At 58.8% G+C, this 19,719-nt stretch carries 19 protein-coding genes; 12 read left to right on the top strand and 7 right to left on the bottom strand.

Annotated elements, in window-relative coordinates:
• Positions 1–68: 68 nt before the first annotated feature.
• The 4 genes from CVS30_RS14035 to CVS30_RS14050 form a co-directional block, all read right to left on the bottom strand.
• A complete protein-coding gene (locus tag CVS30_RS14035) occupies positions 69–851 on the bottom strand; it encodes an isocitrate lyase/PEP mutase family protein (protein WP_110485992.1) in 783 nt (260 codons plus the stop codon).
• 79 nt (positions 852–930) lie between these two features.
• Positions 931–4,224: an ATP-binding protein gene (locus CVS30_RS14040; protein WP_110485994.1), complete on the bottom strand. Its 3,294-nt coding sequence runs from the start codon at positions 4,222–4,224 to the stop codon at positions 931–933.
• On the bottom strand, positions 4,225–4,935 hold the full coding sequence (locus tag CVS30_RS14045; protein ID WP_110485996.1) for a DUF4194 domain-containing protein: 711 nt from the start codon (positions 4,933–4,935) through the stop codon (positions 4,225–4,227).
• Positions 4,932–6,389, bottom strand: coding sequence for a DUF3375 domain-containing protein (locus CVS30_RS14050; protein ID WP_110485998.1), 1,458 nt, complete (start codon positions 6,387–6,389; stop codon positions 4,932–4,934). Before CVS30_RS14050 ends, CVS30_RS14045 begins: the two co-directional genes overlap by 4 nt.
• A gap of 305 nt (positions 6,390–6,694) precedes the next feature.
• Between CVS30_RS14050 and rpsF the strand changes: the two genes are divergently transcribed.
• The 4 genes from rpsF (at position 6,695) to rplI (ending at position 8,472) form a co-directional block, all read left to right on the top strand.
• Complete coding sequence (gene rpsF, locus CVS30_RS14060) at positions 6,695–7,000, top strand: 30S ribosomal protein S6 (RefSeq protein WP_044574807.1); 306 nt, start codon at positions 6,695–6,697, stop codon at positions 6,998–7,000.
• A 62-nt stretch (positions 7,001–7,062) separates the two neighbouring features.
• Positions 7,063–7,674, top strand: a complete 612-nt coding sequence (locus tag CVS30_RS14065; protein ID WP_110486002.1) for a single-stranded DNA-binding protein — start codon at positions 7,063–7,065, stop codon at positions 7,672–7,674.
• A gap of 93 nt (positions 7,675–7,767) precedes the next feature.
• Positions 7,768–8,007: a 30S ribosomal protein S18 gene (gene rpsR / locus CVS30_RS14070; RefSeq protein WP_003800144.1), complete on the top strand. Its 240-nt coding sequence runs from the start codon at positions 7,768–7,770 to the stop codon at positions 8,005–8,007.
• 15 nt (positions 8,008–8,022) lie between these two features.
• Positions 8,023–8,472, top strand: a complete 450-nt coding sequence (gene rplI, locus CVS30_RS14075) for a 50S ribosomal protein L9 (protein ID WP_110486004.1) — start codon at positions 8,023–8,025, stop codon at positions 8,470–8,472.
• A 73-nt stretch (positions 8,473–8,545) separates the two neighbouring features.
• On the opposite strand, the gene CVS30_RS14080 is transcribed toward rplI, so the two are convergent.
• Entirely contained in the window at positions 8,546–8,992 is a 447-nt protein-coding gene (locus CVS30_RS14080; protein WP_110486006.1) for a DUF1801 domain-containing protein, read from the bottom strand.
• Positions 8,993–9,523: 531 nt separating this feature from the next.
• Here CVS30_RS14080 and dnaB point away from each other — a divergent pair.
• Entirely contained in the window at positions 9,524–10,903 is a 1,380-nt protein-coding gene (gene dnaB, locus CVS30_RS14085; protein ID WP_110486008.1) for a replicative DNA helicase, read from the top strand.
• Here the strand turns inward: dnaB and CVS30_RS14090 are convergent.
• Entirely contained in the window at positions 10,859–11,812 is a 954-nt protein-coding gene (locus CVS30_RS14090; protein WP_110486011.1) for a DMT family transporter, read from the bottom strand. The genes dnaB and CVS30_RS14090 overlap by 45 nt on opposite strands.
• A gap of 72 nt (positions 11,813–11,884) precedes the next feature.
• On the opposite strand from CVS30_RS14090, the gene CVS30_RS14095 reads away from it, so the two are divergent.
• From CVS30_RS14095 to CVS30_RS18020, 4 genes are all read left to right on the top strand, one after another.
• Positions 11,885–12,826, top strand: coding sequence for a LysR family transcriptional regulator (locus CVS30_RS14095; RefSeq protein ID WP_110486013.1), 942 nt, complete (start codon positions 11,885–11,887; stop codon positions 12,824–12,826).
• A complete protein-coding gene (locus tag CVS30_RS14100) occupies positions 12,819–14,192 on the top strand; it encodes an MATE family efflux transporter (protein WP_110486015.1) in 1,374 nt (457 codons plus the stop codon). Before CVS30_RS14095 ends, CVS30_RS14100 begins: the two co-directional genes overlap by 8 nt.
• 9 nt (positions 14,193–14,201) lie before the next feature.
• Positions 14,202–14,804 carry a hypothetical protein gene (locus CVS30_RS14105; RefSeq protein ID WP_245934613.1) on the top strand — a complete coding sequence of 201 codons (603 nt, stop codon included), beginning with the start codon at positions 14,202–14,204 and terminating at the stop codon, positions 14,802–14,804.
• Between the two features lie 72 nt (positions 14,805–14,876).
• Positions 14,877–15,227, top strand: coding sequence for a hypothetical protein (locus CVS30_RS18020; protein WP_181419812.1), 351 nt, complete (start codon positions 14,877–14,879; stop codon positions 15,225–15,227).
• Between the two features lie 82 nt (positions 15,228–15,309).
• Here CVS30_RS18020 and CVS30_RS14115 read toward each other — a convergent pair whose 3' ends face one another.
• Positions 15,310–16,308, bottom strand: a complete 999-nt coding sequence (locus CVS30_RS14115) for an N-acetylglucosamine kinase (protein WP_181419813.1) — start codon at positions 16,306–16,308, stop codon at positions 15,310–15,312.
• Positions 16,309–16,400: 92 nt separating this feature from the next.
• On the opposite strand from CVS30_RS14115, the gene CVS30_RS14120 reads away from it, so the two are divergent.
• The 3 genes from CVS30_RS14120 to ngcE all read left to right on the top strand — a co-directional run bounded on the left by CVS30_RS14120 (position 16,401) and on the right by ngcE (position 19,676).
• The gene (locus CVS30_RS14120; protein WP_110486019.1) at positions 16,401–17,360 is read left to right on the top strand and encodes a MurR/RpiR family transcriptional regulator; all 960 of its coding nucleotides are present in this window, start codon (positions 16,401–16,403) and stop codon (positions 17,358–17,360) included.
• Complete coding sequence (locus CVS30_RS14125) at positions 17,357–18,130, top strand: sugar isomerase domain-containing protein (RefSeq protein ID WP_110486021.1); 774 nt, start codon at positions 17,357–17,359, stop codon at positions 18,128–18,130. The genes CVS30_RS14120 and CVS30_RS14125 overlap by 4 nt, the downstream gene beginning before the upstream one ends.
• A gap of 127 nt (positions 18,131–18,257) precedes the next feature.
• Positions 18,258–19,676, top strand: coding sequence for an N-acetylglucosamine/diacetylchitobiose ABC transporter substrate-binding protein (ngcE, locus tag CVS30_RS14130; RefSeq protein WP_110486023.1), 1,419 nt, complete (start codon positions 18,258–18,260; stop codon positions 19,674–19,676).
• The last annotated feature ends 43 nt before the right edge of the window (positions 19,677–19,719 follow it).

The raw sequence follows: 19,719 nt of genomic DNA on the forward strand, positions 1-19,719 counted from the left end.
AGAGTAGGACACCGCCGGACAACACGTAACAAGGTCGAGGCCCCACACCACCAGGTGCGGGGCCTCCCTCATTTAACGGCTTTGTTGAACGCTTCCAGTCGTTCCTGCATCTCCCAATAGGACGTTGCCACGGTTGTTGCCCCACCGTCTCGCAGTAGCCCGATAGCACCCACAGCGGCGTCTATCGCCGCCCGATAGGGGAGGGATCCAGAGCTGACGCGACGGATCCCTAACAGCCCCAGTTCGGGGACCGACAACGCCGGCTGGGCCAACACATTCACCGGCAAGGTGATGGCCATGGTCAATTGCCGGATATCTTCAGCAGCAAGCGCCCCCGGGACGAAAATACCGTCAGCGCCCGCGCTTGCGTAACTGCTGGATCGTTGGACAACTGCGTCGACGCTTGCATCTTCGGAGAACCAGAAGTTGTCGACCCTAGCATTGATGAACATGTTGGGGCAGCGATTCTTGATCTCACTAATCTTTGCTGCCAGAATGACTGGATCTACAAGATGCCCATCTCGGCTATCTTCAATATTCACTCCCGCAACTCCTAACCGTGAAAGATCGGCAACATAATCCGCAACCTCCACAGGGTCGTCGGAATAGCCGTCTTCAATGTCGGTGGTGACGTGAACAGGCAAGCGAGTTAGCTGCACAGCGAGTGCGGAGGTAACAGCCTTACTGGTCCTCCCGCCGTCGGGCATTCCCGTACTGGAGGCGATGCCGAAGCTTGTGGTACCGATGGCAGGGTAACCTGCTGCCACGAAGGCCAATGCAGATCCGACGTCCCAAGCGTTCGGCAAGAGAAACGGTGAATCCTGAAAGTGGAGCTCCCGAAAAGAAGTCATCTTGAATCCTTGTCGCTGGAATCGTTCTTGTGGCCCAGTCTACGACCGAGAGCCGTTCGGGCCATGGATCCCTGAGAAACTACCGCAGAATGATATCCGTAGCGGTGGCCGGCGACTGGCCCGTGGACACAAAACCGGAGACATTAGCCTGCGGGTGCTTGATGATGTCGGTGACCGATCCAAGGTGTCGTGAGAGATCGACTTTGTCCTCCGGAGCCGCCAGAAGCAGCTGGAAACCAAACTCCTGCAGGGCGTTGATACCAGCGCCTGCATACTCGGAGTTCGCCTGAATGAAGGCCTCATCAATCATGACCGTGCCGTAGGTGCTGTAGCCCTGAACATCGATGCCCAGCTGGTAGGCAAGTGCCGCACCCATGATGAAGGAGGTGAACCGCTGTCCCTCGCCACCGGACAAGGTGCCCGGCTCAAGCCCAATCTCTACCTCGCCATTGGAACGGTGCTCGTTGCAGCTGATGGTCACGTGCTGACGAACGTCCAGGACGGTGTCGGCCCAATGCGCCATGGACGGATCCTGCAGGTTGCTGACGAGCGTCTCGAGCTGCTGATAGCTGGCAGCCATGCTCTCCTCGGACGCCTTTGCATAGGCGTTGCCGAGCGCTTCCTTCAGCTCGAGGCGGAAGGCGCGGGCCTCGTCGGGAATGGTGGTTCTAACCTCCAAGCGCAGGCGGCTGCCCTTCTCAAACGGCACATCGGCAAGAATCTGATTCAGCGGGAGGATGCGTTCCTCAATGGAGCGGCGTTCCTCCTCAAGGAGTTGCAGAAGATCGGAGAACCGTTCGTAGGAGCGGTTGTTGAAGTATTCCTTGAACTCATCCTGGCGCTGTGGCAGACCATCGGAAACGATGCGAGAGAACAGCTCTTCATAATGCTCAGCCGCGTCAGCACCCGTGCCATGGCTGGCGCTCATGGTGGGACCAAATTGGCGGGCAAAGGCCTTGAAGATCTCGCTCAGGGCGCCCTCGGTGCGGAATTGACGCTCCTTGATGGTGGCGGTGCGCTCCCCGAGGTCGACGGTCACGCGGCTCAGCATCGTCTCCAGTTCGTCCAAGGTGGCGGGTTCGCCGTCGAGCAGATATGGCGCAAACGATTCTAGGGCCCAGTCTGCGGCAGGCACAGCATTTACATTGCCGGCCAGTACGGATTGCACCTGTGCGAGGTCTTTCTCAATGTTCGAGACATCATGATGCAGCACAGCAACGCGACCAACGGCTGCCTCAAGGTTTGTCTTGGCTGCCGCAAGCGAATCGCGGAGCTGGGCAAGAGTGGTGCTGCCGGCAATGGTCTGTTCCAGAGTGGCGTGCAGCGTCTCGAGCTGCGCGGAAAGTGCTGCCGAATCCACGTCCTCAAAGGCGCGCGTGTCAGTGGCGATCCGCTGCAGTAGCGCCAAACGCCGGGCTGACTGATCCTTGGCGAGGCTGCTCTGTGTTGCGGCGGCAGCCGACTCTGCGTGCTCGGTTGCCAGAGCCTGAGCCTGCTCCTCGAGCTGAGCGATCTTGGCCGTGTTGTTAAAGCCGAGCAGGTAATCGGCGGGATTGATGGAGCGGGTATCGCGCTCAAAGACCGCCTGGCTCAGCTTCACTGTTCCGGCGAGTGAGAGGGCCTTGCTGTGCTGATGAAGCTCGGCGTCGCTGTCGACGCAGGTGTAGGCGAAGTCGCCGGTGACCTTCTCGCGGAGCCAGGATCCGGCGTCGGAATCGTGGAAATCTAGCTTCGTGACGAGGTGATTTTTACCGGCTTTGGCGGGTCGGGAAGGAACACCAAGGTTAATCCACCGCAACTTGCCGAGCCCCTCAAGGCCATCAATCGCGGAGGTGACCGCGGCAAGATCATCGCTGCGGATCAGCAATGTGGTGGCCAGCGAGCGGAGCACTTTCTCAGCCGCCGGTCGCCAGGCACCCTGCCCGCCTCCCATATCCACGAGCTCGCCGGCAAACGGCATGTCCTCGGGCGTCAAACCGGTCGCGGCGCAGATGGCACGACGGGCGCCCGCACTCCGCGAATCAATATTGGAGCCGCGACGCTGGTAGGACTCGATCTCGGCCCGCAACGCCCTTTCCTGCGTCTTGACGTTGACGCTGGCGGCAACGGCCTCGTACTCACGAGTCCTGGCCGACTCGGTTTCTTCTTGTTGACGTTCGACGCCGGACGTTGCTGCCGCGCGGGCAGCGGCAAGTCCGTGGGCGCTCCAGTCATACTCGAGAGCGACGCCGTCGAGATCATCGCGGAGCCCGGCCTCAATGCGCTGGCGTTCGGCGAGTTCCCGCTTGCAACTGCGGATGTCCTTCTCGAGGCTTTCAATAGCCCGGCCGCCGTGATTGGCATGCTGCTCATCGAGCGCGGACACGGATTCCGCCAAGGCGTCCTTGGCCTGGATCGCGGACTCGATGTCCACGAGCTTCTGGTCCCGGGCCTCCCGGAGGGCAACCGCCTTTGCGGCTAGCAGTTCGGCCTGGAATTGCTGGCGCAGGAGGGGCAGCTGCACGTTTTTTAGCTCAACTGTGCGGGATAGGGATTGTGTCAGCTCCCGTAGTTTTTCATGCAGTTCGGGGACGGGCGCCAAGGCGTCACGCTGTTCCCTGGCATCCTCAAGCTGGCGGTAGATGCCGCTGAGGTGATTGAAGTCCTCGACCGCGGCAGCGGCAGCGGTCAGGGTTGCCGGCTTGTCCAGCACCTCGTACCGGAAGAAACGGTTGACGCCCTTGTCCAGGCCCTTGCCATTCTGCAGGGTGCGCAGCAGGCTGAACGCCTTGTCGTTGTGAATGCCGAGCTTGCGCCGGAAGCGTTCGGCAAAAGTCTTATGCACATCAAAGGCCTCTGCGCCAGGAAGTGCTGCGTGAAGGGACGACGGGGAGAAGCGGCGACTACCGTGCTTTTCCAACGCCTCGGTGTCCAGCGGCTTGTCGTGGATGACGTAGTGCTTGCCGACTTGCCCCTCGAGGCCATTGGCGGGAAGGTCAAAGAGCGCCGCGATCGTGACGTGGCGGCCCAGTCCATCTTCAAAGACCAGGGCGGTGGCGGACCAGGTGGCGCTGGGGCGTTGGTACACCACGCCGTCGTTCGTCTTGATCTTGCGGCCACGCATATAGGAGAAGGTGGTGCGGCGATCCTTACGATTCGAGGCCTCATGGGCGGACTCGTTCAGGCGGGGAGCAGCGTAGAAAATGTGTTGGATGCCGTCAAAGAGCGTGGACTTTCCAACACCGGGGTGGCCCGTGAGGAGCGTTCCCGCGCGGTCCACGTACATGCTGTGGCGGCCGTGAAAGGTTCCCCAGTTGATGATCTGGATCTGGCTCAGGCGGAACTGACCCGGGTTGAGTTCCTCGCCGATAGGCAGGGTGGTTGCGATGCTCACTTAGAAGATCTCCTGTGCTGCGTCATCGTTTTCGTCTGCATCCACAGCGTCCAAGGGTTCGGTACCGGCGGCCTTATCCAAGGCTGCAAGGTAGGCGGGAATCTGATCAATCGAATCAAAAGGCAGGGCCAAGGCCAGCGCATTGCTCACGCGGTACTCATTGGCAAGCTCGGTAGGAAGAATGAGCTTGAGGTTCAACAACCGGGCCAGCGCCGCATCCGTCTGCTCGTCGAGGCGCTTGTCATCGACGAGGCCGGGCTGGCGGTGCTCGGCCAGTATCTCCCGGGCGCCGGCGCGCGAGATGCTTACATCGGTACCGGAGCCGGCATGTCGATCCAGCAGCACGCGCAGACGCAGGGCAAGGAGGGTTTCCTCGCGGCGCAGCGGCTTGCGGGCCACGATCGGTTGCGTGTGCACGGCGTCGATCCCGGCCGGGGTGAGCAGCGCGATCTTGCGTTCGCTGTCGACGGTCAATAGCAGGAAGATTTCGCTAAAGTACTGCTGCAGGGAGACCCCATGTGTGAGGATTGTGTTCCACAAAACAGGGTCCGCAGTGCCATCAATATAAGGTCCGCGCAGCAGCCGCACGAGCGCCTGACGTAACTCGAGCGGGAATGATCCGGTGTCACCCTCGAAGAGCGTCCGTTCTGTATTGCCCGAGGCGTTGGCGGTGCCGCGCTGCTTCGAGCCGGGCTGGGAACTGGTGCTCATGAGGCGGAGTCCTTAATAAAGGTGAACAACGGGACGCGAGCTGTGCGCGTGCTTCCGTCGATCTGGGTGAAGGTCAACGTTTCTGTGCGCTCCGTGTCGATGGTATTTCCGGAGCCACGGGCGGCAAGGATCAAGCCGCGGATGGTGTTGATGTGCTGGAGTTCGGCAGGGAGTGACTCGTACACCTCTTGCAGTGTTGCGGAGCCATTGCGGGTCTGCCTAGCCTGTTCGACGGAGGCATGGAGCGCTGGCATATCGGGTGCTGGAGTCACGGGGGTCCGGTGAATATCGGCGTCGCTCAGCGCAGGAGGAGCGGCCAGCTTGGGCGGCGGCACATGATCTTCGGGATTGAAGATGCCCAGCCCGGCCAGGGTCTCAAAGTCCGGGGCGTACAGCAAAGGCTCAACGACGCCGGTCCGGGCCCCAAGGGGAGCGGCAGCTACGGCCTGCTCCGCGGCGTGAATTGCCTTGCGCAGCAGTACCGATTCCTTGAACTCGGCCGACTGCACGTAGGCGTGCAGGCTTTCCGAGAGTCGGCCATAAATGGCATGGACCTCTCCTGCCTGTCGCCGCATTTCACGTAGCAGGGAGGCGAGGTTGCTGCGTTCCCCGGAACTGAGCTGATCCGTGAAGTCTCGTTCCAACACCTCATTGATTGATTGCCTGAAGCGCGCCTGCTGCACTGGATCGTTGAGGAACTCGGTGAAGCCCTGGAAGGTTTCGCCCTCTGCGGTTCCTCGCAGGGCCTTGTCGCCGGCCAAGACCTGGCCTACGGCTACGCCCTTCGTCACGGAGGATTCCATGATTTCTTGGCGAATCGAGTGCAACATGACCTCGACGCCGTCGCGCATGCGCTTAAAATCCGCCGGCAAGCCAGCGGCCAGATCCAAGACGCTGCGGGTCGCGGCGACGGCTGAGTCGTCGGTAAGTACGGCCGGGCTGGCGCCGGCACGCAAAGCGGCTAGCTCGTTTCCACGTTCCGCGATTTCCGCTTCAAGTGCGGCGATGCGCGATTCCGGATTCGGATCACTCTGCTGAGAGAGCGTCTCGATGCTATTGAGTAAGGTACTCAGCCGCGAGCTGTTCAGATTGGTCCGGTTGCCCGTTAAGGTGTCGATGAAGGCTAAGACGCGCGCCGTTGCTGCCGTAGGTTCGTAAAAGAATTTCCCGTCCACCATGGGGCGGGAGAGGAACTGTCCACGGACCCAAGAATCCGCGTAGTGGGAGGCCTGCCAGGCCTCGTTCAGGCTGAGATTCTCGTGCCGTAATTCCTTCATGAAATCGGCAAGATCGGCGTGGAAGGTCTCCAGGGGCACGCGTTGTTTGCTGGCCGTAAACGCTGAGCGCAGGAAGGCGACAGCCCAGGGTGCGCCCTGCAGCAGCTTCCAGGCGGGGCTGAGCCGCAGTTGCTGTTGGGCGTGCCACTGCGCAACAGCGTTATCGGAGGAGCGCATGGTGAGGCCTTTCGGCAAAGAGGAGGGGAACCATTCTATTTTAAGGCATGAGGTAGCACGTGGATGGCGATTGGGGCGGTGACTTTAATGGTCAGTTTCGACTTGATCCCAAGGCGAGGCCAGCATGTGGTGAGAGTTACGTGCATAGGGGGACGTCCCGCCGTCGTACTTACGGTAAACTGGATAAGTCTGTGCTGGCGCCGAGACCACTTTTGGGTGGTCAGGGAAGCTGGCCGGACATCGCAAATGAACCTCCTGTTACGGAAATGCCGTAACCGCCTAGACCAAAGGAGGTGGGTTCACATATGCGTCCTTACGAACTGATGGTAATCATCGACCCCGATGTTGATGAGCGTACCGTTGAGCCGTCGCTTCAGAAGTTCCTGAATGTCATCACCAACGATGGTGGAACCATCGAAAAGGTTGACATCTGGGGCCGTCGTCGCCTGGCTTATGACATCCAGAAGAAGTCTGAAGGTATCTACGCAGTGGTGAACTTCACCGCTGAGCCTGCTACCGCTCAGGAACTTGATCGCGTACTTGGTATCAATGAGACCATCCTGCGCACCAAGATCACCCGTCCGGAAGAGCAGAAGGTTGTTGCCGAGTAATTTCGGCAATTTCTTTATAGCTTTTTCTTTGTAGGAAAACACCAAGCAGGAAGCAGGAGCAGATGGCAGGCGAAACCACTATCACGGTCATTGGTAATCTCACCAGTGATCCAGAACTTCGGTTCACACCGAGCGGTTCAGCAGTAGCGAACTTCACCATTGCGTCGACTCCGCGGACCTTTGACCGTCAGAGCAACGAATGGAAGGACGGCGAAACGCTGTTCCTCCGTGCGTCGATCTGGCGTGAAGCGGCCGAGAACGTTGCCGAGTCCCTGACAAAGGGAACTCGTGTGATTGTTTCAGGCCGGCTGAAGTCGCGGACCTACGACACCAAAGAAGGCGAAAAGCGCACCGTCATGGAGCTTGAGGTCGACGAGATCGGCCCCTCGCTGCGTTACGCAAACGCCAAGGTTAACCGCACCCAGCGCTCCGGCGGTCAGGGTGGCGGCAACTTTGGTGGCGGCAATGGCGGCCAGGGCGGAAACTTCGGCGGCGGTAACGCTGGCGGAGCGCAAGGTGGCTTTGGTGGTGGCAACCCCGGTGGCGGAAACGCTCCTTGGGGTGGCGGCCAGCAGCAGCCACAGTCCGCACCGGCAGCTGATCCCTGGGCAACGCCCGGTGGCTCAACTGGCGGCTGGGGCGCAGGTCCGGATAACTCCGAGCCTCCCTTCTAAACAAAAATTTTTACAAATGTGCGGCAACCGCCGTACGCACTCCATCCCGCGGATTAATATCCACGGGCTCCACGAATACTAAGGAGCTCCACGATGGCTAAGGCTGAACTCCGTAAGCCCAAACCAAAGTCCAACCCCTTGAAGGCCGCTGACATCACTGTCATCGACTACAAGGACGTAGCATTGCTGCGCAAGTTCATCTCTGATCGCGGAAAGATCCGTGCGCGTCGCGTCACGGGTGTTACCGTCCAGGAGCAGCGCAAGATCGCACAGGCAATCAAGAATGCCCGCGAAGTTGCCTTGCTGCCCTACTCCGGCGCTGGCCGCGGTTAAGGGAGATAAATAAACATGGCAAAGCTCATTTTGACCCACGAAGTAAGCGGCCTCGGTGCCGCTGGCGACATCGTTGAGGTAAAGAACGGTTACGCACGTAACTTCCTTCTTCCCCGCGGCTTCGCACTGACCTGGTCCAAGGGTGGTGAGAAGCAGGTTGAAGCCATCAAGGCTGCACGTGCTGCTCACGCACACGCTACGACCGAAGCTGCTCAGGCACAGGCTGCTGCCTTGCAGGCTCAGCCGGTTGTTCTGACCGTCAAGGCCGGCGAATCTGGACGTCTGTTCGGAACCGTCAAGGCTGACGACGTTGCAAAGGCTGTTGCCGCTGCAGGTCTCGGAACCATCGACAAGCGCAAGGTTGAACTGCCTGCTCACATCAAGAGCACCGGCAAGCACACCGCAACTCTTCGTTTGCACGAAGATGTTTCGGCTGTCATCACCTTGAACGTTGTAGCAGGCTAATACCCCGCTTCACCGCTTCAATTGGTCCGGTCCCCATTATGGGGGCCGGACCTTTTGCTTTAACGCTGTCGCATCAGGGGCGTTGCGATTGCAAAGATTGAATATTTTCCGTCGTGAAGTGCGTATACGTCATGGTGAGGAGCTCCCGGAGGACCTCGAGGTCGACGTCGGCCAGGGTGTTGATGTAAACACAGGCCACACTGGAGGTGAACTTCCCCAGCTTCTCCAAAAGGGGAGCGGATCCTGGCGGGTAGGTGAGGCCGTAAATCACCAGTTTGGCTTTACGCGGGGAAAATCCGACGGCGGCCGCGTCACCTTCCCTGCCGGATGCGTACTTGTAGTGGTACTCGCCGAAGCCAATGATGCTCGGACCCCACATGCGAGGCGGCTGGCCCGTGATTTCCTCCAGCATGGCCACGAGCACCTGGGCGTCGTGGCGGCGGGCAGCGCTGGTCTCCACGGAACGGATGAACTCAATGGGGTCCCGCGGCGTTACGGCGGTCTTATTGCTGGTACTCATGGTGAACCTCCCTTCTCGGTAGCTTAGCGGGAGCGGCCGACATTATCTGCGGGCAGGTACATGCCGGGCGGCGCATGGACATTTGTGGGCAGCATCATGCCATGAGACCGGGGATATCCACATGGCGACATATATCTGTGGATATCCCCGATGGCACATGTGTCTAAATCATGAGGTAAGCCGCAGGTTCCACAGCTCACATTGAGATAAATTTTTCCTTTTCCACAGGCGGTGGATAGTGTTTGTGCAGGTCAGGAGCGGTTTTATAAGTAAACAATATGTTTATCCACATGCTTGTCCCCATCCTGTGCACAAGCTAGGGCACTTAATGCACCGGTTATCCACAGGGTACGTGGACAACGAGGTTGGTGGATGCGGAGCAAGCGTCTAACGTTACGAATAGGCTCTCCTGCGCGACAACTATGTCGGTACCAGCTGGTAAGGAGTAGATGAGAAGAATTGCGCCGCCAAAAGCTGTTTGGCAGAGGCGGTGAACGGCCCGGCCAGCAGGGCAGAAAGAGGGCACTAATTATGTCGGCTCCAACCAGGGAATCAGGCAACTCCAGCCGCGAACCCGATTTCGCAAGAACCCCGCCACAGGATCTCGTGGCAGAACAAAGCGTTTTAGGCGGCATGATGCTGTCCAAGGACGCGATTGCCGATGTCGTGGAAGTTCTGCGCGGTAACGACTTCTACCGGCCCTCTCACGAAAGCATTTATGAGGCCATTTTGGACCTCTATGGCCGCGGTGAGCCTGCCGACGCCGTGACGGTTGCTGATGAGCTGACGAAGCGCGGCGAGATCACCAAAACCGGTGGTGCCGCGTATTTGCACCAGCTGATCCAGTCCGTTCCAACCGCAGCCAATGCCGGTTTCTATGCAGAAATCGTCGGCGAACGTGCCGTGTTGCGCCGCCTTGTCACAGCCGGAACCAAAATCGTCCAAATGGGTTACGCCCAGGACGGTGAGGTGGAAGAGGTAGTCAACGCGGCGCAGGCCGAGATCTTTGCCGTTGCCGAACGTCGGAGCACCGAAGACTACGTCCTGTTGAAGGACGTCATGGAATCGACGGTGGATGAAATTGAGGCTTCGGGGCACAAGACCGAGGGCATGACCGGTGTGCCCACAGGTTTCTATGAATTTGATGAGCTCACGAATGGTTTGCACCCTGGTCAGATGATTGTCATCGCGGCTAGGCCTGCTGTTGGTAAGAGTACTTTCGCCCTTGACTGGGCGCGTTCGGCGGCCATTGACCACAATATGGCCACCGTGGTGTTCTCCTTGGAAATGGGGCGCAACGAAATTGCCATGCGCCTGCTTTCGGCCGAGGCAACCATCAGCCTGCAGGATCTACGTAAGGGAACCGTCAAGGACGATCAGTGGTCAAAGATCGCCACGACCATGGGCCGGATGAACGAGGCACCGCTTTTCATTGACGATTCTCCCAATATGTCGCTCATGGAGATTCGCGCCAAATGCCGTCGCCTGAAGCAGCAGCATGACCTGAAGCTCGTGATTTTGGATTACCTTCAGTTGATGTCCTCGGGCAAGCGTGTTGAGTCGCGACAGCAAGAAGTCTCCGAGTTCTCTCGTGCCTTGAAGCTGCTGGCCAAGGAGCTCCAAGTTCCCGTTGTGGCGCTGTCACAGCTGAACCGTGGTTCCGAGCAGCGAACCGATAAAAAGCCCATGGTCTCGGATCTTCGTGAATCAGGTTCCATTGAGCAGGATGCCGACATGGTTATCCTGCTGCACCGTGAGGATATCTACGACAAGGAGTCGGCACGTGCCGGTGAGGCCGATGTCATTGTGGCCAAGCACCGTAATGGTCCCACTAAGACCATCGTGCTCGGCTTCCAGGGGCACTACTCACGCTTTGCCAACATGGCTAGCGAGAATGGCGGCGGGTACTAGCGAGTCGGCGGCGTTGTTGCGGGCAGCCCGGGCGCGGGCCTCGATCCGCTGCCCCGCGAAGCAAGCCGCAACGATGAGCGCCGCACCGAGGGCGCCGATCCAGCCAAAGGTATCGCCGGCCAACCAGATGCCTGCGGCGACCGCCCAGATGGGCTCGGTGCCCATGAGGAGACTGGCTCGCGACGCCGAGGTGCGGCGAACGGCCCACAGCTGCACAAGGAATGCGAAGACACTGCAGGCTAGGCCCAGGTACACGATGTTGAGCCAGGCGGTAGGTGAAAAAGCTGCCGCCGAGCTCAGCACGCCCAGGGGATCCAGCAGGATCGCCAGCAAGGTGCATACCAGTGCCTGGATCAATGTCACCGTAATTGAGCTATAGGGCTTATTGGCCGTCAAGGCACCCAACAACGTCACGTGGACGGCGCGGACCGCCGCGGCTCCGAGCATGAGGAAATCGCCAATACTGGGGCTGCGGAAACCATCTACTGTGACTAACAGGGCTACACCCACCACCGAGATTACCGCTGCGACAAAGAACGACGGCGGGAGCCACCGTCGCGTTGCCAGTGCATCCAGCAAGGGCGTAAAGATCACGGTCAGGCTGATGATCAGGCCAGCATTGCTGGCCTGCGTGTGTGCCACCCCGAAGGTTTCCAGAAAGAGCACGGCCGATTGCGTTAGGCCCAACAGTATTCCAGTCCACATCTCCGCCCGGCCGGGAATTCGCCGCACTCGCCAGAGCCAGAGGATTCCTAGGCATACCGAGGCAATGAGAAAACGCCAAGCCAAAATGGTTGGAACACTCGTTACAGCCGTCAACTCTTTGGCAGCTAGATAGCTACTGCCCCAGACGCAGGCCACAGTCAAGAGGGCAATATCAACGCTCAGACGATCCCAGATTCTTTTCACAAAGCTAATACTCGGGGGATTAATACTCTTAAACCAGAGGCAATTTGGAGACTAATGCATTAGTTTGAACTTATGGAAATTTCTCAGTTGCGTGCCCTTCGGGAGGTCCATGACAGGGGCAGCATTGCGGCGGCCGCCGAAGCTATGGGGGTCACGGCGTCGTCGATCTCACAGCAGCTGGCCGCCCTGCAGCGCAAGGCTGGAACTGCCCTGACCTATAAATTGGGGCGTCGAACGGTCCTCACCGCGGCAGGATTAGCTCTGCGCGCAGCAACCGTTGAGGTGGAAATAGCGTTGGCGAGGGTTGAATCCGCCGTCGAATCTTTCAAGGGCAACACGCAAGAGTCCGTGAGCGTGGCAGCGTTCCACAGTGCGGGTCTGGCCTTTTTTGGTCCCTTAGAACGGACCCTGCTGGCTGAGGGCGGGCCGCCGGTGCAATTCCTGGATCAAGACGTCGCCCAGCAAGATTTCGCGCTCCTAACCGCCGACTACGACGTGGTGCTGGCACATCGCAGAACTAATAGTGCACCCTGGCCTACCTCGGTACGCGTCACGCCCTTGGCTTATGAGCCGTTGGATATTGCCGTGAGTGCCGGGCATCGTTTGGCGCAGCGAAAAAGCCTGACGCCTCAGGATCTACGTGGCGAACGGTGGATCTCGGTGCATCAAGGGTTTCCCCTCGAGGGGGCTATTGAGATGATCGGAACCATAGCCGGGGAAGAAATTGACGTTGCTCATCGCATCAATGAATTCTTTGTCGCTGCATCCCTTGTGGAACAAGGCGGCTGTGTCTCCCTCATGCCGAGATATCTCGTTGATCAAAGCTACTTTTCAGAACTCGTCCTGATTCCCTTGAGGGAGCCAAGGCTCGGGCGCCGCATCGATATTCTGACACGGCCCGAAGCCATGGAACGCTCGAGTGTTGCTCATGTCGTCAAGAGCCTGCAGCGCATCATGGAGGAGCTAGTCGATGCTCCCGCGCGCCCTCGGCCGATACTCTTAGAAGATGCCTGAAACCGAGAATACAGCCGTAGCGGTACGTGCTTCCCGCCGAGTCACGGCTAAAGCCATCAGGGGACTGGCTATCCCAGCCTTTGGTGCACTCATCGCTGAACCACTCTTTCTCCTGGCCGATTCGGCCATTGTGGGACACCTCGGTGTCGCAGAGCTAGCCGGAGTTGGCCTCGCCGCGACGGTACTGCAAACCCTTGTGGGACTCATGGTGTTTCTGGCATATTCCACAACACCAGCCGTCGCACGGCTGCTAGGCGCGGGTAGGCATGCCGAGGCGCTCGCCGTGGGCCGTGACGGCATGTGGCTTGCCGTCATCCTCGGACTGTTACTGGCCGCGCTAGGGGTAGTGAGCGGTGATTGGTTACTGGCCGTTATGGGTGCCGAAGGGGAGCTCCACGGCCATGCCAGCGTCTACCTGACGATCAGCCTCGCGGGACTTCCTGCCATGCTCTTAGTCATGGCCGCTATGGGTGTCCTGCGCGGCTTGCAAGACACAAAAACACCCTTGATTGTGGCGGGCGCCGGCTTTGCTCTCAATATCGTTTTGAACTTTGCCCTCGTCTACGGCCTGCATCTCTCCGTGGGCGGTGCCGCACTGGGCACGGTCATCGCCCAATGGGGCATGGCGATCGTTTACCTCGTCATTGTCATTCGCTCGGCACGCCAGTATGCCGTGGGAATGCGCCCCAATTGGAAAGGGGTCAAGGCGGTCACGCGTGTTGGAAGCTGGCTCATGCTCCGAACCCTGTCCCTGCGCGCGGCCATTCTCGCCACGGTTCTCGTAGTGACGGCACAGGGCCCCAATAATCTCGCAGCACACCAGCTGGCCATGACGCTCTTCACCTTCCTCGCCTTCGCACTCGACGCCCTTGCCATTGCGGCGCAAGCGTTGATCGGCAAGGAACTCGGAGCAGGAAACCTGCGGGAAGTACGCGCCTTGACCAAAACCATGACGCGATGGGGTCTTGCCTTCGGCGTGCTGACCGGAGTAGCGCTTGCCGCGGCGGCAAGCCACATTGGTTGGCTATTCACCACGGACCCAAGTGTTCACGCGGCTCTTGCCATAGCCCTGCTCGTTGTAGCCGTGGGTCAGCCCCTCGCAGGGTATGTATTCGTTCTTGACGGTGTGCTTATCGGGGCAGGCGACGCCCGGTATCTCGCGCTCGCAGGCGTGGGAAACCTCGTCGTGTATGTGCCGCTACTGTTCTGGGTCAACCACGAAAATTTCGGCGACTCGGTGCCTGGCCTGTTCTGGGTATGGGCGGCCTTCAGTGTGGCTTATATGGGTGCGCGCGGTCTTACACTAGGCCTCCGCGCGCGAACGGGACGGTGGATGCGGGTCGGAGCCTCCGCTAGCCCCCGTTAGACTGGACTAGTGAGTGAAACTGCCATTCCCCAGCCCATTAACGCCCATTCTGTGGCCTCCAACCCGCCAAAGTTGTGGAAGGCCGTTCTGTGGAGGGCGTTAGTCGCGCTCGCTTTCGGACTCGTGACCGTGTTCTGGGCAGAGCCCGGAACTATGGGACTGTGCGTGGCTCTGGCACTTTATCTGTTGGCCCTAGCTGCCACCGAGTACCTGACGGTACGAACCCTCGCGCTTCCTGCCAGCGATAACCGACGCGTGGTTCTCCTCGGGGCGACCGCGTTGCTGGCGATGGGTGGCGTTGCCGCCGCTATTTTTGCCAGCGTTGTATACGCGGCCTGGTTTGCTGCTGCGGCCCTGGCCATTCTGGGTGTGGCGGAGCTGTATTCGGCGCTATACAAGCCTGCCGGAAGCGTGAAATCCGCATTGCGCAGCGACTGGATGATCTCCAGCATTCTCGGTCTGGGTACCGGTCTGTTGCTGCCGTTCTTCATCCAGGCAGGTCCCCATGGCTTGCTGGGTGTTGCTGGTGGTGGCGCACTGATGTCGGGCGCCCTGTGGCTGTTGTCAGCCCTCACACTGCGCCATGATGGCAGCAAGGCAAAAGGCCAGTAAACTAGTGATATATGTTCTACTGTGCGTAGAAACACGTAGCGTGCGCAACGCTCAACAAACAAAGGATTAATTGTGGGCAGTGTAGAGCCGCAGAACCCGAAGTCGGGCAATTCCATCAAGTTCCCGCTGAGCTTCTCGTTCGTCTTGGCTGCAGTTGCCGGTATCGTCACGCTGATCGTGTCCGCAGGCGGCACCCGACATGGTCTCCGCTGGGATCTCGGCGCTATTGCCTTTGGCATTGCGTTCATTGCAAGCTTGTTGATCGCCTCGCTGCTAGTCATGGGACACAAGGAAAACGACCCGTCCCTCAGCGAGGGTTCGGGCGTGAACCGGAAGTCGTCCGAGCGTTTGCAGAAGCTCCGTGAGGATGCGGACAAAGCCGCTGCAGAGGCAAAAGCGAAGAACGACGACGAAACCGCCTAACTGCCGTCCCTGGCAGTTGCGCTGTGGCGCATTTGAGGGACATCGGGCCGTTTCTGGCCCTCCTGTTGGACCCTGCTGAGGCTCAGTCTCGCAGTTCCGACAGGCTTTTCTGGATGCGATCGAAGACGCCCGCATCCACGGTAATTCCATGACGCTTGAGCGCCATGACGGCCGAACCAACCACACCATCATGGACCAGTGTTGGCTCCGCCAGACGCTGGCCACGAGCCTCCGCAAACTTTTCCAGGACCGCAGCGGCCACCGTTCCTCCCTTGGTGAGGACACTGCCACCAAATACCAAGGGCATCGTCGTGGCATCGGTCTCGGCGCCGTCGCTGATGGCCACTAGTGTCTGGGCCAAGGCGGCCGCAGCTCGCTGAATAATGTCCTGGGCAACGGGGTCATCTATTGCGGCAAAAACCAGGGGCGCGAACCGTGAAAGTTCAATGGCGCTGCGTTCATAGACCTTGTTGATGAGCTGCTGCTGGGCTCGCAATCTGCCCAAGGTTCGGTCCTGAAGATCAAAGGCTATGTCTAGCTCCTTCATGACTAATGGGGTGAGCGCAGTGGCTGGACCGCGCCCATCGAGAGCCGCCGCAACAGCGCGTGCCACTTCTTGGCCAAGCCAGAATCCTGACCCCATATCGCCGAGCAGCCAGCCTGTCCCGTCGGCAACCTCTGCTAGGTGACTTTCTGTGATCCGTGCACCAACTGCGCCGGTACCGGCTATTAACGCGATGCCATCATCATGAAAGGTTCCTGAGTAAAAAGCCGCCAATAAATCAGATTCAATCACCACGTTTCCTGTCAATCCGAGAGCAGAGAAGCTGTCGTAGTACGAATTCAAGGGCAGCTCGAGCGATGCTCCAGCCATCGCTATGAGCACCTGGGAGGGGAATGCTCCCGTGCCAGAAAGTGCGCGCTCCGAGGCGGCCACGAGAGCTTCCAAAGCGGGCCCAATTCCGCGGGAAACCGGGTTTCCGCCGCCCGCAGTGCCGTAGCCGAAGCAGTGTCCGGAGGCGTCCACAAGAACCGCTCTCGTGGATGTTCCCCCGGCGTCAATTGCAAGGAAGTTACTCATCGTTATCATTCCGTGTCCCTCATGTGACTTGACTTACATCTATGTCGATAATAGTTTTCATTATGTAAACGTCAAAAGAAAGGGATTTTCACATGCCAGCCTTCACAACACCCTCAGTGGCAGTTCCCGCCACGGGCGTCGTGAGCCGCATTCAGGCCAAACTGCCCGATATGCCAGCTGCCATGGCGAAGATCGGCTCTTATCTCTTGGAGCATCCTCAGGCGCCCTTGGAACTTTCCATCATGGAGTTGGCGGAAAAGACTAAGACCTCACCAGCAACGGTGACGCGCTTTTGCCGCTTGCTCGGATATGCAGGCTTTGTTCCTTTCCGAGTCAGTATCGCATCCGAGGTTGGTCGAAGCGATGCTCGAGAATCCTGGAAGGCTGACATTGGTCGAGCCTTTGGGCCCGATGATTCGGCGCGGGATGTCCTGAGTACTCTCGTGAATGCTCATACTCGTTCGTTGCAGGAAACGGCGTCCATCATGGACTTGGCGCTCATGAATAAGATCGCTCGCCGAATTGCCATGAGTTCTCATGTGGATATCTATGGCATCGGCGGCAGCGCTGTCATGGCAAAGGAACTGCAGTCGCGGCTGTATCGAATTGGCATCAACGCCCACCATTGGTCCGAGGTTCATGCCGGTCTGACAAGTGCTGCAATTCAAGATACAAATTCTGTCGCGATCGGTATTTCTAACACTGGACGCACGGAAGAAACGTTGCAGATGCTTCGTGAAGCCGGTGAAGCCGGTGCGTTGACGGTGGCGTTGAGTAATAACCCCGGATCTCCATTGGCCGACAGTGCTGACGCCTCCATCATTACTTCTGTTCACGAGCAGTTCCTTCAGCCCGATGATCTATCGGCCAAGCACGTTCAGCTACTCGTGCTTGATCTGATTTATCTGTTGGTGGCTCAGGTGAATTTCGCCAAGAGCACTTCAAAACTTGCGGCGTCCGCTAGGGCGGTTTCGCCGCATCGACGGCCGACGCGAAGTGCTCGTGCTGACGCAGGTGCACATCGAACCGCCCGCACTACTAAGGGAAGGTGAAGGAAATTTCTGAGTCAATTACCTCCTTCAGCCTTGAAATTTCTTCCAGGCTGACAGAGATTACAGAGTGGGCCGCAGTCGGTGGTCTGGGCGAGGCGGCTGGGGCCATAGCGCAGACGCTGGCCGAGGGTGGGGTCATTCAGGCCTTTGGTACGGGACACTCTGAGGCGTTTGCCATGGAGATTGCCGGCCGTGCCGGGGGCTTGATCCCCACAAGCAAGATTGCCTTGCGCGACCTCGTGCTCCATGGCAGCCATGACGTAGCCGAGTTGGATTCCCTAGAAGGATCAGTTCTGGAGCGTGAGAACGGGGTGGCTGAAGAGCTCTTCAACCTTTCGCTCGTTGATCCTCGGGACATCTTCATCATCGCCTCGAATTCCGGCGTCAATGGCTCCATTGTGGGTCTGGCGCTGGCGGCTAAGTCTCACGGACATAAGGTGATCGCGGTGACGAGCCTGCAGCACACAAATGCTGTCACGGCCAAACACTCAAGCGGGATGCGCTTGAGTGAGATTGCCGATATTGTTATCGATAACAGGGCGCCATTTGGCGACACGACCCTAGAGGTTTCCGGCGGAGGAGGTGTTGGTGCTGTCTCTTCGATCACGGGCGCATATATTGCGCAGCTACTCACGATCGAAACAGTCCAGTGCATGATCCGTGCGGGGAAGAAACCACCCATCTATATTTCAGCAAATATTCCGGGCGGCGACGAACACAATAACGCTTTGATTGGTCAATATATTGGCCGACTTAGACGTGATGCGTGATTCCAAAAAATCTTGTTGAGGTCACCTATCTTCGGGTAGCGAGGCGCACGAGTCGTAGTGCAATGCAATGCAAGTTCAAGAAGTACAGATTTATCGCTCATACCATCAATGGAAGGCAGTACATAGAATGAGTATTCAAAATAAGCCGCTGCAGCGTCGTGGATTCCTCCGCGGAGCTCTTGCTACCGCTGTGTTGTTGCCTCTCGGTGGCGCCTTGGCTTCCTGTGCGGGTGGCGGTAACGATTCGGGAGCATCATCGGCACCTGGTGGAGAGATCGATCCCACGAAGAACCCGTTTGGCCTTGCCGCAACCGGCAAGCTTGACGCTGTCATCTTCAAGGGTGGCTACGGCATCGATTACGTTGAATTCGCTGGCGCTATCGTCAAGAAGAACTTCCCCGAGCTGGAAGTCAGCATCAACCCCTCCACGGACATTGCCCAGGAACTGCAGCCCCGCTTCGCCGGTGGAACTCCGCCGGACCTGATCGATAACTCCGGCGCTAAGTCCATCGGCTTCAGCACGATCCTCGACCAGCTCGAAGATCTACAGTCGGTTATTGACTCCAATAACCTCGAAGGCACCAAGATCGCCGACACCTTGTTCGACGGCGTTCTGGCTCCGGGCACGTTCAACGGCAAACTCGCCGCCATCAACTACGTCCTCACGATCTACTCGTGGTGGTACTCCGCCAGCCTGTTCAAGGAAAATGGCTGGACGGTTCCGACCACTTGGGACGAGGCTTACGAGCTCGGCCTCAAGGCCAAGGAAAAGGGTAAGTTCCTGTTCGTTTGGGGCAAGGAAGCCGCAACGTACTACCAGACCATGGCCATTGAATCCGCCATCAAGGAAGGCGGCGACGAAGTTCGCCTCGCGCTTGAAAACCTGAAGCCTGAGTGCTGGTCACTCCCGGCAGTTCAAAGCGTCTTCACGGCTCTGGAAAAGATCGTCAAGGCTGGCATGTTCAAGCCCGGTGGCGCAGGCACGGTCTTCACCGCGGCCCAGGCGTCCTGGAGCAACGGGCAGGAAGCCCTCCTGTACCCCTCGGGCTCCTGGATTGAAAACGAAATGAAGGACCAGACCAAGGCAGGATTCGAAATGACAGGTGCTCCGGTTCCTGTTGTCTCCTCCAGCCCCAAGATTGCCCAGACGGGCGTCCGCTCCGCTGGCGGTGAGCCCTTCATCGTTCCGAGCAAGGGTGTCAATGTTGCTGCTGGTAAGGAATTGCTGCGCACCATGCTTTCCAAGGAAGCTGCAACGAACTTCGCCAAGGAAAAGCTGGCTCCCACGGTCGTCAAGGGCACCGTTCCCGCCGACGGCTTCGGCTCCACCGCGCTGGTCTCACAGACCGACATGCTGGAGAAGGCTGGCAAGGACATCTTCACCTGGAACTTCGTTGACACCTATGGCATGAACGGCGACATGCTCGTTCCGTGGAACTCCTTCCTCGACGGCAAGCTTGACGTTGCAGGCCTCACCAAGGCCCTGCAGTCCATCACCGACAAGGTTGCTGCCGACGATTCGGTCAAGAAGATTGAAGTGAAGTGACTCAAGTAACACATGATGTGCAGTCGGGCAGTGGCGTTGTCGC

This window comes from Arthrobacter psychrolactophilus, assembly GCF_003219795.1.
GTDB classification, from domain to species: Bacteria; Actinomycetota; Actinomycetes; order Actinomycetales; family Micrococcaceae; genus Specibacter; species Specibacter psychrolactophilus.

What these genes read in the sequence shown, in the direction of transcription:
- CVS30_RS14080 (WP_110486006.1), bottom strand. Translation starts at nt 8,992, where the DNA reads ATGAGTACCAGCAATAAGACCGCCGTAACGCCGCGGGACCCCATTGAG.
- ngcE (WP_110486023.1), top strand. Translation starts at nt 18,258, where the DNA reads ATGAGTATTCAAAATAAGCCGCTGCAGCGTCGTGGATTCCTCCGCGGA.
- CVS30_RS14050 (WP_110485998.1), bottom strand. Translation starts at nt 6,389, where the DNA reads ATGCGCTCCTCCGATAACGCTGTTGCGCAGTGGCACGCCCAACAGCAA.
- rpsF (WP_044574807.1), top strand. Translation starts at nt 6,695, where the DNA reads ATGCGTCCTTACGAACTGATGGTAATCATCGACCCCGATGTTGATGAG.
- rpsR (WP_003800144.1), top strand. Translation starts at nt 7,768, where the DNA reads ATGGCTAAGGCTGAACTCCGTAAGCCCAAACCAAAGTCCAACCCCTTG.
- rplI (WP_110486004.1), top strand. Translation starts at nt 8,023, where the DNA reads ATGGCAAAGCTCATTTTGACCCACGAAGTAAGCGGCCTCGGTGCCGCT.
- CVS30_RS14045 (WP_110485996.1), bottom strand. Translation starts at nt 4,935, where the DNA reads ATGAGCACCAGTTCCCAGCCCGGCTCGAAGCAGCGCGGCACCGCCAAC.
- CVS30_RS14095 (WP_110486013.1), top strand. Translation starts at nt 11,885, where the DNA reads ATGGAAATTTCTCAGTTGCGTGCCCTTCGGGAGGTCCATGACAGGGGC.
- CVS30_RS14100 (WP_110486015.1), top strand. Translation starts at nt 12,819, where the DNA reads ATGCCTGAAACCGAGAATACAGCCGTAGCGGTACGTGCTTCCCGCCGA.
- CVS30_RS14035 (WP_110485992.1), bottom strand. Translation starts at nt 851, where the DNA reads ATGACTTCTTTTCGGGAGCTCCACTTTCAGGATTCACCGTTTCTCTTG.
- dnaB (WP_110486008.1), top strand. Translation starts at nt 9,524, where the DNA reads ATGTCGGCTCCAACCAGGGAATCAGGCAACTCCAGCCGCGAACCCGAT.
- CVS30_RS14065 (WP_110486002.1), top strand. Translation starts at nt 7,063, where the DNA reads ATGGCAGGCGAAACCACTATCACGGTCATTGGTAATCTCACCAGTGAT.
- CVS30_RS14120 (WP_110486019.1), top strand. Translation starts at nt 16,401, where the DNA reads ATGCCAGCCTTCACAACACCCTCAGTGGCAGTTCCCGCCACGGGCGTC.
- CVS30_RS14115 (WP_181419813.1), bottom strand. Translation starts at nt 16,308, where the DNA reads ATGAGTAACTTCCTTGCAATTGACGCCGGGGGAACATCCACGAGAGCG.